The sequence below is a fragment of the Flavobacterium laiguense genome, from assembly GCF_003097655.1.
Lineage (GTDB): Bacteria > Bacteroidota > Bacteroidia > Flavobacteriales > Flavobacteriaceae > Flavobacterium > Flavobacterium laiguense.
Genome location: NZ_QCZH01000015.1, coordinates 20,921 through 35,862, shown reverse-complemented (window position 1 = coordinate 35,862; position 14,942 = coordinate 20,921). Strand labels below are relative to the sequence as shown.

Sequence of the window (14,942 nt, the reverse complement as noted above, 5' to 3'; positions counted from 1 at the left end):
AATTTCATCACTTTTTATTTAAAATTCAAAAAAGCATTATTTTAAAAAAACAAGAAAATACCACGCATGCATAATATTCCCTAAACTCCTTATTTCAAAGGAGTTTTTTATTTATATTTATAAAAAATTAAAAAAAATTAAAATTTATTATGCGTGCATAGTATTTTTTTTATTACATTTGAAATCGATATAGTAAAATATGAAAAACAAAACAATAGATTATATCTTAAGAGCAACTTGGCAAGCCGTATCCAGAATGTACAACGAAGAAGCTGCTAAATATGACGCTACAATGGCAACAGGATTTGCCTTATTAAGTATTGACAGAGAGGAAGGAACACCTTCTACAGCATTAGGACCCAGAATGGGAATGGAAGCCACAAGCTTGACCAGAACCTTAAAATCCATGGAGGAAAAAGGGCTAATAATCAGAAAGAAAAATCCAGAAGACGGCAGAGGCGTTTTGATTTACCTAACCGAATTTGGAAAAGAAAAAAGGGAATTATCTAAGAATACCGTTTTGAATTTTAATGAAACTGTTAGAAAACATGTTTCGGAAGAAAAGCTAAACAATTTCATAGAAGTGGCTGAAATTATCAACGAACTAATTCAGAATAAAAACATATTTAATCAACAAGAAAACAGTAATGATGAAACGCACAATTAAAAAAGTTGCAGTAATTGGATCCGGAATTATGGGTTCAGGAATTGCTTGTCATTTTGCCAACATTGGTGTAGAAGTCTTACTTTTGGACATTGTCCCAAGAGAATTGACGGATGCAGAAGCCAAAAAAGGGCTAACACTTGAGAGTAAAATTGTTCGCAACCGTGTGGTAAACGAACATTTGGCCAACTCATTAAAATCGAAGCCCTCTCCTATTTACAGCCAAAAATTCGCTAACCGTATCACCACTGGAAACACTACGGATGATATGGCGAAAATTGCCAATGTAGATTGGATCATCGAAGTGGTTGTAGAGCGTTTGGATATCAAAAAATTGGTTTTTGAGCAAATTGAAAAATTCAGAAAACCGGGAACTTTGGTTACATCAAACACTTCTGGTATTCCGATTCACTTTATGAGCGAAGGACGTAGCGAGGATTTCCAAAAACACTTCTGCGGTACTCACTTTTTTAACCCTGCGCGTTACTTAAAATTATTCGAAATTATTCCTGGTCCACAAACTTCAACTGAAGTATTGGATTTCTTAACGATATACGGAGAGAAATTCTTGGGTAAAACTTCGGTTGTTGCCAAAGATACTCCAGCATTTATTGGAAACCGTATTGGTATTTACGGAATTCAAAGTTTGTTCCACTTGGTAAAAGAATTGGGATTGACTATTGAAGAAGTGGATAAATTGACGGGACCGGTTATTGGTCGCCCAAAATCGGCTACTTTCAGAACTGTGGATGTTGTTGGATTGGATACTTTGGTACATGTTGCCAACGGAATCTACGAAAACTGCCCAACAGACGAACAACACGAGTTGTTCAAACTTCCGGAATTTGTGAACAAAATGATGGAAAACAAATGGTACGGAAGCAAAACTGGACAAGGTTTCTACAAAAAAGTAGACAGAGACATTCTTTCTTTGGACTTGGATACGATGGAATACCGTCCTGCCAAAAGAGCTTCTTTTGCTACTTTGGAATTAACCAAAACCATTGACAAACCAATCAACAGATTCAAGGTTTTAGTAAAAGGAAAAGACAAAGCAGGTGAATTCTACAGAAAAAGTTTCTCTGGAATGTTTGCTTATGTTTCGAACAGAATTCCTGAAATCTCTGATGAATTATACAAAATAGACGATGCCATGAAAGCTGGTTTCGGATGGGAAAATGGTCCATTCGAAATTTGGGATGCTATTGGTGTTGAAAAAGGAATCGAAATCATGAAAGCCGAAGGTCAAGAGCCTGCAGCTTGGGTTACTGAAATGTTAGCTTCAGGAAGTACTAGTTTTTATACTATTAAAGAAGGAGCGACTTATTTCTACAATATTCCAACAAAATCACAAACTAAAGTTCCGGGTCAAGATGCCTTTATCATCCTGAACAACATTCGCGAAAGCAAAAAAGTTTGGAGCAATAGTGGTGCTATCATTCAGGATTTAGGAGACGGAATCTTGAACTTAGAATTCCAATCTAAAATGAATACTATTGGTGGCGATGTTTTACAAGCTATCAATAAAGCGATTGACTTATCTGAAAAAGAATATCAAGGTTTGGTTATTGGAAATCAAGCAGCGAATTTCTCTGTTGGTGCCAATATCGGAATGATATTCATGATGGCTGTGGAGCAAGAATATGATGAGTTGAATATGGCCATCAAAATGTTCCAAGACACGATGATGCGTGTGCGTTATTCTGGGATTCCAGTTGTAGTTGCTCCACACGGAATGACTTTTGGTGGTGGTTGCGAAATGAGCTTACATGCTGATAAAGTGGTTGCTGCTGCAGAAACTTATATGGGATTAGTTGAATTTGGTGTTGGGGTTATTCCTGGCGGTGGTGGTTCGAAAGAATTGGCCATGCGTGCATCTGATTTATTCCGTAAAAACGATGTGGAATTGAATGTTCTTCAAGAATATTTCATGACCATCGCTATGGCAAAAGTATCTACTTCGGCTTACGAAGCTTTTGATACTGGACTTTTACAACACGGTAAAGATATTATTGTGGTAAACAAAGACCGTCAGATCGCAGAAGCCAAAAAACATGCCTTATTAATGGCCGAAGCTGGTTATACACAACCAATTCGCAGAACGGATGTAAAAGTTTTGGGTAAACAGGCATTAGGAATGTTCTTAGTTGGAACCAATCAAATGGTTGCCGGTAAATACATCTCAGAACACGATTTAAAAATTGCAAACAAACTGGCTTATGTTATGGCTGGTGGTGATTTATCGGAACACACTTTGGTATCTGAGCAATATTTATTAGACCTTGAACGCGAAGCATTTTTATCACTTTGTACTGAGAGAAAAACGCTAGAAAGAATTCAGTTCATGTTAACAAAAGGGAAACCACTTCGTAATTAGATAATAGATAAAAGACGGATAGATGATAGACAAAATCCGTAACACGTAAAAGTCTATCATCTATTATCTATCCGTCTATAGTCTTAAAAAGAAAAAAAATATGAAAACAGCATATATAGTTAAAGCGTATCGTACTGCGGTAGGTAAAGCACCAAAAGGAGTTTTTAGATTTAAAAGACCTGATGAGTTGGCTGCAGAAACCATTCAATACATGATGAATGAGTTGCCTGATTTTGACAAAACACGTATTGACGATGTTATGGTTGGAAATGCCATGCCTGAAGCAGAACAAGGTTTGAACGTAGGACGTTTAATCTCTTTGATGGGATTAAAAGTAGATGATGTACCGGGTGTTACCGTAAACAGATATTGCGCTTCTGGATTGGAAACGATCGGAATGGCAACTGCCAAAATCCAATCAGGAATGGCACATTGTATCATTGCAGGTGGAGCCGAAAGTATGAGTTTTATTCCAATGGGAGGTTACAAACCTACTCCGGATTATGCTGTTGCAAAAGCAGGACATGAGGATTACTACTGGGGAATGGGATTGACATCGGAAGCGGTGGCTAAACAATTCAATATTTCTCGTGCAGACCAAGATGAATTTGCTTTTCAATCGCATAATAAAGCTTTGAAAGCACAAGCTGAAGGTAAATTTGACAAACAAATCGTACCAATTACAGTAGAGCAAACATTTATCAATGAAAATGGTAAAAAAGAAACCAAATCGTATGTGGTAAACAAAGACGAAGGCCCAAGAGCTGGAACTTCTTTGGAAGCATTAGCAGGTCTTAGAGCTGTTTTTGCTGCTGATGGAAGTGTAACTGCTGGTAACTCTTCTCAAATGAGTGACGGTGCGGCTTTCGTACTGGTTATGAGCGAAGAAATGGTAAAAGAATTAAACCTTGAACCTATTGCTCGTTTGGTAAACTTCGCCTCTGCAGGTGTTGAGCCAAGGATCATGGGAATTGGCCCTGTAAAAGCCATTCCAAAAGCCTTGAAACAAGCGGGATTGACGTTAAATGATATTGATTTAATTGAATTGAATGAAGCATTTGCTTCACAAGCATTGGCCGTTACCCGTGAACTGAACTTGAATCCTGACATTATCAATGTGAATGGTGGAGCTATTGCATTAGGCCACCCACTAGGTTGTACAGGTGCTAAACTTTCTGTTCAATTGTTTGATGAAATGAAACGCAGAGGAAGCAAATATGGAATCGTTTCTATGTGTGTAGGAACAGGACAAGGTTCTGCTGGAATTTACGAATTAATGTAAGAAGAGACGAAGAGATAATAGACAAATAGATAATAGATTAAAAAATATATTATCTATTTGTCAACTCTAATCTAATCTGTCAAATCAAAGTCTATCATCTATCTGTCTATTATCTATCATCTATCATCTTTTAAAAATTATCAAGTCAAAGTCTTTCATCTATCCGTCTATTATCTATCATCTAAAATTTAAAACATGAGCGAATTCAAAAGACACAATTTCAAAAAACTAAAAATTTGGCAAATGGCAATGGAGATTGCTAAACTAATTTTAGACGCAACGGATACATTTCCAGTTTCTGAAAAATTTGGATTGAAAAGTCAAATGGATCGATCTACTGTTTCTATGCCATCAAATATTGCAGAAGGATCAAGTAGAACAGATAAATCTTTTAGTCATTTCCTAGATATATCATTAGGATCTTCTTTTGAACTACAAACACAACTTTTGCTTGCAAATCATAGAAAATATATAACAGACGATTACACCAATTTTATTGAAATAAAAATTGAAGAATTTCAAAAGGCAACAATGTCCTTTCAAAACACACTAAATAAATAACTTATAAATTAATTCATAAATAATTGGCGTCTATTATCTATTCGTCTATTATCTATCATCTAAAATTTTAAAAAATGAGCGATCAAACAAGAGGTGGACAATTCATCGTAAAAGAAACAAAATGTGAAGATATATTCACGCCAGAAGATTTCAATGAAGAGCAATTAATGATGCGTGATTCTGTAAAAGAATTCGTTGATAAAGAATTGTGGGCTCATAAAGATCGTTTTGAGAAAAAAGATTATGCGTATACTCAAGAGTGTATGAAAAAAGCAGGAGATTTAGGTTTCCTTAGTGTTGCTGTTCCAGAATCTTATGGTGGAATGGGAATGGGATTTGTGAATACGGTTTTGGTATGCGATTATATTTCGGGAGCAACAGGATCTTTTTCTACAGCTTTTGGAGCGCACACGGGGATAGGAACAATGCCAATCACATTATACGGAACAGAAGAACAAAAACAAAAATACGTACCTAAACTAGCTTCTGGTGAGTGGTTTGGCGCTTATTGTTTGACTGAGCCAGGTGCTGGATCGGATGCCAATTCTGGAAAAACTAAAGCTATTTTATCAGAAGACGGAAAAACATATTCGATCACTGGACAAAAAATGTGGATTTCGAATGCAGGATTCTGCTCAGTATTCATCGTATTTGCAAGAATTGGTGATGATAAGAACATTACAGGTTTTATTGTAGAAAACACTCCAGACAATGGAATCTCTATGAATGAAGAAGAGCATAAATTAGGTATTCGTGCATCATCTACACGTCAAGTATTTTTTAATGATACTGTAGTGCCTGTTGAAAACATGTTATCTGAAAGAGGAAATGGTTTCAAAATCGCCATGAATGCTTTAAACGTTGGTCGTATTAAATTGGCTGCAGCTTGTTTGGACGCACAACGTAGAGTGATTACTCAAGCAGTAAACTATTCTAATGAAAGAATTCAGTTTAATACAGCAATTTCACAATTTGGTGCTATTCGTTCTAAGTTGGCTGAAATGGCAACTTCATGCTATGCAGGAGAAAGTGCTACTTACCGTGCGGCAAAAGATATTGAAGATCGTATTTCTGAACGTGAAGCAGCTGGATCTACTCATCAAGAATCAGAATTGAAAGGGGTTGAAGAATATGCTATCGAATGTTCTATCTTGAAAGTAGCCGTTTCTGAAGACGTTCAAGCTTGTGCTGATGAAGGAATTCAAATCTTTGGTGGAATGGGATTCTCTGAAGACACACCAATGGAAAGTGCTTGGAGAGATGCCCGTATTGCTCGTATCTACGAGGGAACAAACGAAATCAACAGAATGCTTTCGGTTGGTATGTTGATCAAGAAAGCCATGAAAGGGCATGTTGATTTACTAGGACCTGCTTCAAAAGTACAAGAAGAATTAATGGGAATTCCATCATTTGAAACTCCTGATTATTCTGAATTGTTTGCTGAAGAAAAAGAAATGATCACCAAATTGAAAAAAGCATTCCTTATGGTTGCGGGTGGTGCAGTTCAAAAATACGGTCCAGACTTAGATGCACACCAACAATTATTGATGGCTGCCTCTGATATCTTAATCGAAATCTACATGGCTGAAAGTACCATCTTGAGAACCGAAAAATTGGCTAAAGCAACTGGTGAAGACAAAGTCACAGAACAAATTGCAATGGCTAAATTATACTTATATCAAGCGGTTGATATTATTACTCAAAAAGGAAAAGAAAGTATTATTTCTTTTGCAGAAGGAGATGAGCAACGTATGATGTTAATGGGATTACGCCGTTTTACTAAATACACCAACATGCCAAACGTAGTTGGTTTAAGAGAAACGATTACTACAAAACTGGTTACTGAAAACGCATACTGTTTCTAAAATATTTTTTTTTAGTTTTTATTTGTTTAAAAAGCCGCTATTGTCCCTGAATGACATAGCGGCTTTTTTATTTTAAACAACTCCTAAAAATTAAGCTACTGTACTTTCTGGTTTATCATCCATCCAAGCAACAAATAATTTATAACCTATAGAAAAAATGATTGGACCTACAAACAAGCCAATAAAGCCTGACATCATGAATCCGCCAATTACGCCTAGAAAGATGACTAACATTGGAACTAAAGCGCCTTTTCCTAACAATAACGGTTTTAAAACATTGTCGGATAGTCCGCTTAAGAGGAAAAATATGCTCCAAAGAATGGCTGCTGTGGTATTGTCTAATGAGAAAAGATAGGCAATAACTCCAAGATTAATAATGATGGGGCCAATTTGAATTATGGACAACATTAAGCATAATAGGGTCAATACACCTGCAAAAGGAACACCACAACCAAATAGCCCAACCGCTTGAATAAGGGTTTGAATAACAGCAACACCCAATATTCCTTTGACTACTTGATATACTGTAGAAACAGAAATATTTAAAAACTCTTCGCCTGAATCACCTGCAATTCTTTTGATAAAATTACTAGCTAAATCTTGGGCACTGGTCGATACCATCAATATTCCTGCAATGATAACCGAAAGGATTACTTGTAGCAAAGCAACGGTGGAACTGAGAACGCTTCCGAGTATTGTTTTGGATACTTCGACGATTTGTTCTTTGTATTGGAGTAATCCTGTTTTTAAATCGGTGGATAATGAATATAGAAAATCGTATGCTTTCTCCCCAATTAATGGCCATTCCTTTATGTTTTGACCTGGAGTCGCCACTTTGAGTGTGCCGTCTTCTAGTCCAACTTTTAATTCAGAAAGAGATGTAGTAACCGAATTTACAAACGAAACAGTAGGTATAATAATAAGTGATAATAAAGCAAATGTGATAATGAATGAAGCAAGACTTTTACGTCCTTTTAATTTCTTTTGCAAAAAATTGAAAGCGGGATACAAAACAATAGCTAATATGATGGCCCAAAGAATTGGCATCATAAAAGGCAATAAAAGTTTAAAACAAAATCCTAAAATAAGGAAAACAAGTCCTAGTTGTAGAATAGTTTCAAAAAGCTGTTTGTTTTTGTTTTGGTTTGAATTTTCCATAAAATAAAAATAAAGGTTAGAATAAATGAGTTTAAAATTATTGATTTTGCTTCTTCTTGGAATTATTTTCATTGGCATCCGAAACGAGACGACCAATAAGAATTACAGGATATAATACTCCTATAATGGCTTCAATTTGAACCATTGCTCTAGCAAAGGGATGTAAAGGAACAATCTCCCCAAATCCAGTTGTAGTGATTGTTATATAACTAAAATACAAAAAATTAGCCAGTAATGTATTGCTTTCAAAAGGAGGTAATGTGATAGAGAAAGAACCAGGAATTTGTTCGTAAATAAACAAATAAATTACGCACCATAAGTTGGCCAAAATCAAATATACCACAATGGAACCAATCACTCTATATCCAGTAATAGGTCCAGGTTCTAGAACTTTTTTTAAAACTAAAACAATCAATAAAACGAAAGTTGCAATCGTAAAAAATATTTCAGCAAACAAAACAAATGGAGTTTGCTCAAAAACCGTAATCCAACTAAAAACCACAAACATTAAAGGAATAATGGAAAATAACAACGTTTGCTTTTTGGATTTTGCCAATGAAAAGATTCCAGATACAAGAAACAGCATCCAAAATATATTGATGGTCACCATAAAAGATCTATAACTACTAAATAAGGGTATTAAAATAAAATGCATTCCAACAAGTAAAACGAACATTCCACTAAGTCCACTTTCTTTATTCCATAAATGATTCAAAAACTTAATCTTTTTTTGTCTTGTCATATTTGTCAATATTTAATTATAAATAACCCTAAAATTAATGAATACTGAGTTTAAAACGGAATCGGCTCTACAGCAACGCTTCCAACAGGTCTTCGACCAAGTCTAAACAACAAAAGAATTAAAATTGGGAAGAAACACAATGCTGCCATTACTAAGTAAATATCTTTGTATGCCAGCATTAATGAAGACTGTGATGTTTGATTGGACAGACTTTTTTCGGCCATTTTTTGCGCATCAACTTGAGACAATCCTTGATGCAAATAGTAATTTGTGGTGTTATTTAGTTTTTGTTGTGCCTTTTCATTCAAAGGAGACAATTGCTGGCTAAGGCCTGTTTTGTGTTGTATTTTCAAATTTGAAATAAAAGTACCTAATATAGCCCCTCCCAACAAAGATGCAAATACAACTCTCGAAATTATACCGCTCATCATCCTAGAATCACCTAATTTGGGCGGTACTTTTTCGGAAATATAAAGTGATGACACGGGATACAAAAATCCAATCGCTAATCCTTTAAAAATAAAAGGCACGAAAAAATCGGAAGATTCAATTCCGGGGTAAAAACGAAAAAAAAGCAGTGTATGATACATACCAAAACAAGCAAAACCGGTTATCCAAATGGTAGCCAAATAAATACGTTTATACAAAAGATAAGTCGTTAATGGAATCGCTACAAAAAGACCTATAAGTATGGCCAAATGTGTTCTCGCTACATAAATACTGTCAAAACCCAGAATATTTGTCATAAAACCGGTCACTACACTTCCGGTGCCATTCATCATTCCGATATAAAAATAGAGAAAAGATCCGAAAACTACATTTGTGTATTTATACACATCGGGATTGATTATTGGGTTTTTCGTAAATCGAACGTGGATCAAATAAATCCCAATTATAATCAATAAAAAAGCAAGTGCCATTGCGACTTTAGGATCGCTCAACCAATTACGGGTTTGTCCCTCGGCACAAAGAAAAAGAATAACAACAAAAAACAACAGCATTATGAGCCAACCTCTCCAATCAAATTGAAATGGAGATTTCATAGGTGCCACGTCTTTTTTATAAAAAATCCAAGCCAAAACTATCGCTAACAAAAAGTTGACATTCAAAAAGTAAACCCCAAAAGTCCAGTCGTGAATACTAGTCATTTGTGTTCCAAAATATTGGTACAATTGCTTACTTCCCTGCATAATAAATTGAATGATTCCATACAAAATCGGCATATTAAAAACAGGATTGTATTTTAAAATAATTGGAATCATCGAAGCAAATATTCCAATGATAGACAAAATGGCCAGCAGGCTGCGCCAAATCGTAAACCACTGAATAGATGTTGCAAACAACGAAGCGGTATTACAGATAATAGACAAAAAACTTACAGATAAAATCAACGTCCGAACCTTTATTTGCTTCCCCAACTTTAATCCCAGAGGCAAAAACCCAAGCATTGCAAAAAAAGGAATATAGGTCGCATAGGAAAAAACAGTAGTCGAGGATCCAAAATGCCCGAGTATTTGTGAGTTATCGTAAGAGGTCACATTTAACGCATTAAAAAAGGGAATCGTAAGGAGATAAAGTCCTACAAGGGTAAACACACTTCCTTTTTTGATTGAAGCCATCCTTTTACTTTTTTATTTCCACAGTAACATTCATCCCTGGTTTTACGGCTTCCAGTTCTTTTGCGGAAGCGTCGAAATCAATTTTCACAGGAATACGCTGGGTGATTTTTACAAAATTTCCTGTAGAATTATCGGGTTCCACCATAGAGAACTTAGCACCGGTTGCCGGCGAAAAACCCACTACTTTACCTTTGAATTCTTTATCATTCAATGCATCAATGGTAATGGTCACTTCCTGACCTTGCTTGATTTCTTCGATTTGTGTTTCCTTAAAATTAGCAGTAACCCAAACTTTTTGATTTAACACAAGCGTTGCCACCACTTGATTGGCATTAATCAGTTCGCCTACCGATACTGTTCTTTCTCCCACATAACCATCGGCTAATGCAATGATTCGGGTGTAAGACAATTGCAGCCATGCATTATCCAAATCGGCTTTTTTACGGGCCACTGTGGCTCGCGCTGCTTCCAGATTCGTGTAACTTTGCTTGGTCGTAGAACTACTCGCTTGTAATTGATTTTTACCTGCATTGAGATACGCCTTGGTCGATTGCAGTTTTGCCACTACTTGATCATACTGATTTATGGTAACGGCCGAATCGGCAATCATATTTTTAAAACGCTGGTAATCCTTTTCGGCTTTTTCAAGACTGGCTTCATCCCCTTCCAAATTATCCTTGGACGCAGCCTGATTGGCGGTCGCCGTAACGATAGATTGCTCCAACGAATGCAGATTCCCTTCGGCAGTAGCCAAATCTGCTTCGGCTTGCTGCACTTTAATTTTGTATTCCTTATCATCAAGAACGACCAAAGTATCCCCTTTATGCACCAACTGATTGGTTTCAAAATTAATTGTGGTTATATATCCCGTCGCCCTGGCCGTAACGCTGCTAATATAGGATTCTACTTGAGCATTATTGGTCGTTTCATAGCGATGGAAGTCAAAAAATAAACTCAATATCCAAATACCTCCCCCTATAATAAAAATAAAAGAAAGAACCGTCAATACAGTATTTCTCTTTTTTTCGCTTTTCAATGCGGTTTCGTTGATTGCGGTTTCTTCGCTCATAAAAAATTTTTAAAGTTTACCCATTGCATATTGCAAGGAATAATATTGGATAATCGAATCTATATTGGCATTATTCAGTGATATTTTCGCTTCATTCAACTGTAACTCAGCATCCACCATATCGCTGATCAAGGCAAAATCGTTGTCATAACGGCTTTTTACAATTTTGTAATTACTCAACGCCAAATCAACATCTTTTTTAAAGGTCACAATATTCCTTACACTTTCAGTAAATCGGACAAAAGCAGCCTTTACATCTTGATTAATTTGATCTTTGGTGGCTTCTAATGCGATATTGCTTTTATTAATTTGCTGTTGGTCACCATTGACGCGATGTTTTAGATTATAAAAACTGGAAATATCCCAATTGAGCGACACTCCCGCAGCCCAATAATTGAGAATATTGGGATAATCCGGCCATTGTGCAGGATATTGCGTATTGAGCATCAAATTGGCATTGACATTGGGCTTGAAACCACTTTTGGTAATATCCATGGAAGACTCGGCTATTCTAACATTGATTTCCGAACGTTTGATTTCATTTCGATTTTGATAGGCTTCGGACAAACTTTCATTCAAACTCAAATCTTCTTTGGGAACTAAGATCCCCTCTAAAATCGGTTTTAATTTGGTATTGGTAGGCAGTCCAATTAATATATCCATATAATTACTGATTAACTCGATGGAATTTGAACTACGAAAAACAGCCACTTCAAAATTGGATTTTTGTAATTCAGTTCGTAGCAAATCACTTTTAAGATTTTGGCCATTCGCTACTCTGGATTTCAATTGTTTAATTCGCAACTCGGTATTGATAATATTTTGCTTGGTTATTTCAATTTGTGTATATAATTTTTCGAGAGTAAAAAATTGAAGTGTTATGGCTTGTTTAATTTCTGATTCGGTCATTTTTACAACCGATTCTTGCATATTGACTATTAATTGTTGTTTGTCAATTTGATTGTTTATCACACCTCCATAATACAACGGCATCGACGCAAAAACATTAGCTGAAGCTTGGTGATTAAAATAATCGACCGTAACATTCTTTCCATAAAAACCATCGTAGATTTTGGGATTCCCAATATAATTATACCCCATATTCAACCCTACCATAGGCACTTTGGCTATTTGGGATTGGCTTAAATTTTCATTGGCAATAGTAACATCCGAATTGGCTATTTTAAGTTGATTGTTATTCTGAACACCTAATTCTATAGCTTCATCCAATTTTATGATTCTGGCAACCTCCTCATTTTGAGAATATCCAACTCCATGAAAAAAACAAGCTACTATTAGAATAACAAATTCAATTTTAAGATTTTTTATAATAGGACGATTCATTAACACATTTTTAGTTCAAAAAAATCAACAGGAAAAGTATCTTTATACTTGTCAAAAGTAGATTTCATTTTTATTAAAATCACTAATTGAAACATACAAATATAGGTGTTTTAACATTTTAATAACAAAAAAAATACATCTTTTTAAGAAGTGTCATTAAAAAAAACTGTCCGCCGAAGTTAAGAAGAATCCTCTTTTTTTTTTAAAATTAAAATAAATTTCTGATTGCTTTTGAAACTAAAAGAAAACATATTGATATGACATAGTAATAGAATCATAATTTAAACCAATATCTTTAAAGGTACCCGTGTTAAATTGCAATTTAACGGATTGACTTCTTGATAATGGTATTGACCATGTCGCTCCTATTCTAGAACTATTAATCACACTGCCAGCAGGTAAATCATTTATAACTGTTTTTCCACCGTTAAACCAGTTTACATTTATCCCTACCCACATTTGATTTTTAAAATAATAACTGGTATGGCCTTGAAAAGAGAGTACTGGTTCTTGTTGCAAGTCTTTATCTCCCAAAAACTCATCATTATTCGTATAAAACCAAACTCCCGAATAGAATTCGGCATACACGTGTTTAAAACGTTTGGAAACCCCAACCTCTGGCTTAAAACCCCAACGATTAGCTCCCAAATTAATTCTTTTATCAGAGTAATAGAGACCCGTTGGCACAGAAGTAACTAAACTTACACCAAAAATTGTTTTTTGTTGGTATTGAGCAAAATCTTTTCTAGCCAAAGCAGGCGAGCCTACTAAATTGATTCCGAGCCGAATACGCATATCACCAAAGCCAGTTCTATTTCCTGTGTTTTTTTGACCATTTACGGTTGCTTTTCCATCCATAATAGAATACGGTAGAATCACTTGCACCCTAGCTAACTTGTTGGCCAATCCAAAAGTTTGCATATAACCCACACCAAAATTGTTACTTGAAATAACAAAATCTTCAATTGGCAATGTTGGCTCTGAAACGACATTCCCTTTCATATAGCCGTAACTCGCTACTACAGCATGGGCTCCTTTTGGCAAATTAGCATACGCTCGAGGCTCAAGATCTTGTGCCATAGATAAATTACAAATCAAAAAAAGAGCAGCTAATAAAAATTTAGCTTTTCTACTACTACTAAAGTTTGGGAAAAACATATTCTGAATTTTATAAGAAATTAAAAATCTATTCTAAATTATATTTCATTACTTCTTAACTACTGCCCACTAAATTTGAAAAGCAATTTAAAAATTGAACCTAAAAAAACCTCAAAAAATTATTTGAGGTTTTATTAGTATTCACTTTTATTTATTCTTAAAATCGATAACCAATACTGATGTTATATCTAAACCCAATAGCAGTAACCGATTGAACTCCTTTTTTTTCTATTCCTTCATCTCCTGTAATACCATCAATTCCAGGGAATTTATCTTTTATTGCTTGAATTACTTTTTGATAAACCTCATTATCATCAAGACTTGGTATACTTCCATCCAATTTGGCATTAAATTTATATCGAGTCAAGGAAGGTCCAAATAATACACAATCCACAACAAATCTATCCCATAATACGAACTGATACCCCAACTCACCCCCGAAATTAGTCAAGTTAAATTTTGAAGAAAGATTAACAGTATTAACAACATTATTAGAATCAGTATAATTTATATCCCTATCGGTGTTAAATTGAAAAAAACTTACAAATGGCGCCAAATAAACACCTCGTGGCGCACTGTATTTATTTACACTTCCCAAGTAAAATCTATAATCTGCACCAATTGAAAAACCACTTCTATTACTTTTTCTATCGAAATCAACATTATCATCAGCAAGATCTAGTGTAATTAATGGAAACTCCTGGTAACCAACAAAAACATTTATACTTTGATTTTCTTTGATAATTCGTTCATACGAAAATTGATAGGAGTTATCATAAAGCAATGTATTAGACACATTAAACTTAACCGAATTCTTAAAATCTCTTGCAGGCTTTGGTTCTCCATCCGAAGTTTGGGCAAATATTGAACTAGTTACCATTAAAAATACTAAAAGAATAAAGACTATTCTAAATTGGGCAGTGTAAATTTTCATGATTTAATTTTTTAATTATAAAAAGAATAGGAAAGCATATTAACAAATTTAACATTTTTTTCTGAAACAGAGAAGCTAAAATTAACGTTTTTTTACGACTAAAGAACTTATAATTGAAGACCTAATTTCATATATCCTGCTGATATCCGAAAACATACTTAGAATTACA

12 protein-coding genes are annotated in these 14,942 nt (G+C 35.0%); 5 read left to right on the top strand and 7 right to left on the bottom strand.

Annotation, left to right across the window (positions count from 1 at the left end; genetic code table 11):
* Window positions 1-199: 199 nt before the first annotated feature.
* From DB891_RS12455 to DB891_RS12435, 5 genes are all read left to right on the top strand, one after another.
* Window positions 200-667 (top strand): MarR family winged helix-turn-helix transcriptional regulator, encoded by a 468-nt coding sequence (locus tag DB891_RS12455; protein ID WP_116763910.1) that lies wholly within the window; start codon window positions 200-202, stop codon window positions 665-667.
* Window positions 651-3,041 carry a 3-hydroxyacyl-CoA dehydrogenase/enoyl-CoA hydratase family protein gene (locus DB891_RS12450; protein ID WP_116763909.1) on the top strand — a complete coding sequence of 797 codons (2,391 nt, stop codon included), beginning with the start codon at window positions 651-653 and terminating at the stop codon, window positions 3,039-3,041. The genes DB891_RS12455 and DB891_RS12450 overlap by 17 nt, the downstream gene beginning before the upstream one ends.
* 100 nt (window positions 3,042-3,141) lie before the next feature.
* The gene (locus tag DB891_RS12445; RefSeq protein WP_116763908.1) at window positions 3,142-4,323 is read left to right on the top strand and encodes an acetyl-CoA C-acyltransferase; all 1,182 of its coding nucleotides are present in this window, start codon (window positions 3,142-3,144) and stop codon (window positions 4,321-4,323) included.
* Between the two features lie 195 nt (window positions 4,324-4,518).
* Window positions 4,519-4,884, top strand: coding sequence for a four helix bundle protein (locus tag DB891_RS12440; protein WP_116763907.1), 366 nt, complete (start codon window positions 4,519-4,521; stop codon window positions 4,882-4,884).
* Between the two features lie 74 nt (window positions 4,885-4,958).
* Window positions 4,959-6,749 (top strand): acyl-CoA dehydrogenase family protein, encoded by a 1,791-nt coding sequence (locus tag DB891_RS12435; RefSeq protein WP_116763906.1) that lies wholly within the window; start codon window positions 4,959-4,961, stop codon window positions 6,747-6,749.
* Window positions 6,750-6,839: 90 nt separating this feature from the next.
* On the opposite strand, the gene DB891_RS12430 is transcribed toward DB891_RS12435, so the two are convergent.
* The 7 genes from DB891_RS12430 to DB891_RS12400 form a co-directional block, all read right to left on the bottom strand.
* Window positions 6,840-7,907, bottom strand: a complete 1,068-nt coding sequence (locus DB891_RS12430) for an AI-2E family transporter (RefSeq protein WP_189337145.1) — start codon at window positions 7,905-7,907, stop codon at window positions 6,840-6,842.
* A 37-nt stretch (window positions 7,908-7,944) separates the two neighbouring features.
* On the bottom strand, window positions 7,945-8,649 hold the full coding sequence (locus tag DB891_RS12425; RefSeq protein WP_116763904.1) for a potassium channel family protein: 705 nt from the start codon (window positions 8,647-8,649) through the stop codon (window positions 7,945-7,947).
* 50 nt (window positions 8,650-8,699) lie between these two features.
* Entirely contained in the window at window positions 8,700-10,268 is a 1,569-nt protein-coding gene (locus DB891_RS12420; RefSeq protein ID WP_116763903.1) for an efflux MFS transporter permease, read from the bottom strand.
* A 4-nt stretch (window positions 10,269-10,272) separates the two neighbouring features.
* Window positions 10,273-11,337, bottom strand: a complete 1,065-nt coding sequence (locus DB891_RS12415; protein WP_116763902.1) for an HlyD family secretion protein — start codon at window positions 11,335-11,337, stop codon at window positions 10,273-10,275.
* A gap of 9 nt (window positions 11,338-11,346) precedes the next feature.
* Entirely contained in the window at window positions 11,347-12,681 is a 1,335-nt protein-coding gene (locus tag DB891_RS12410; RefSeq protein WP_116763901.1) for a TolC family protein, read from the bottom strand.
* 237 nt (window positions 12,682-12,918) lie between these two features.
* On the bottom strand, window positions 12,919-13,761 hold the full coding sequence (locus DB891_RS12405; protein ID WP_223256100.1) for a transporter: 843 nt from the start codon (window positions 13,759-13,761) through the stop codon (window positions 12,919-12,921).
* A 235-nt stretch (window positions 13,762-13,996) separates the two neighbouring features.
* On the bottom strand, window positions 13,997-14,773 hold the full coding sequence (locus tag DB891_RS12400; RefSeq protein ID WP_116763899.1) for an ExbD/TolR family protein: 777 nt from the start codon (window positions 14,771-14,773) through the stop codon (window positions 13,997-13,999).
* Window positions 14,774-14,942 lie beyond the last annotated feature (169 nt).

Excerpts from the sequence above, each read along its gene's own strand:
- DB891_RS12425 (WP_116763904.1), bottom strand. The coding sequence starts at position 8,649 with ATGACAAGACAAAAAAAGATTAAGTTTTTGAATCATTTATGGAATAAA.
- DB891_RS12420 (WP_116763903.1), bottom strand. The coding sequence starts at position 10,268 with ATGGCTTCAATCAAAAAAGGAAGTGTGTTTACCCTTGTAGGACTTTAT.
- DB891_RS12410 (WP_116763901.1), bottom strand. The coding sequence starts at position 12,681 with ATGAATCGTCCTATTATAAAAAATCTTAAAATTGAATTTGTTATTCTA.
- DB891_RS12415 (WP_116763902.1), bottom strand. The coding sequence starts at position 11,337 with ATGAGCGAAGAAACCGCAATCAACGAAACCGCATTGAAAAGCGAAAAA.
- DB891_RS12445 (WP_116763908.1), top strand. The coding sequence starts at position 3,142 with ATGAAAACAGCATATATAGTTAAAGCGTATCGTACTGCGGTAGGTAAA.
- DB891_RS12440 (WP_116763907.1), top strand. The coding sequence starts at position 4,519 with ATGAGCGAATTCAAAAGACACAATTTCAAAAAACTAAAAATTTGGCAA.
- DB891_RS12435 (WP_116763906.1), top strand. The coding sequence starts at position 4,959 with ATGAGCGATCAAACAAGAGGTGGACAATTCATCGTAAAAGAAACAAAA.
- DB891_RS12450 (WP_116763909.1), top strand. The coding sequence starts at position 651 with ATGAAACGCACAATTAAAAAAGTTGCAGTAATTGGATCCGGAATTATG.
- DB891_RS12430 (WP_189337145.1), bottom strand. The coding sequence starts at position 7,907 with ATGGAAAATTCAAACCAAAACAAAAACAAACAGCTTTTTGAAACTATT.
- DB891_RS12455 (WP_116763910.1), top strand. The coding sequence starts at position 200 with ATGAAAAACAAAACAATAGATTATATCTTAAGAGCAACTTGGCAAGCC.
- DB891_RS12405 (WP_223256100.1), bottom strand. The coding sequence starts at position 13,761 with ATGGCACAAGATCTTGAGCCTCGAGCGTATGCTAATTTGCCAAAAGGA.
- DB891_RS12400 (WP_116763899.1), bottom strand. The coding sequence starts at position 14,773 with ATGAAAATTTACACTGCCCAATTTAGAATAGTCTTTATTCTTTTAGTA.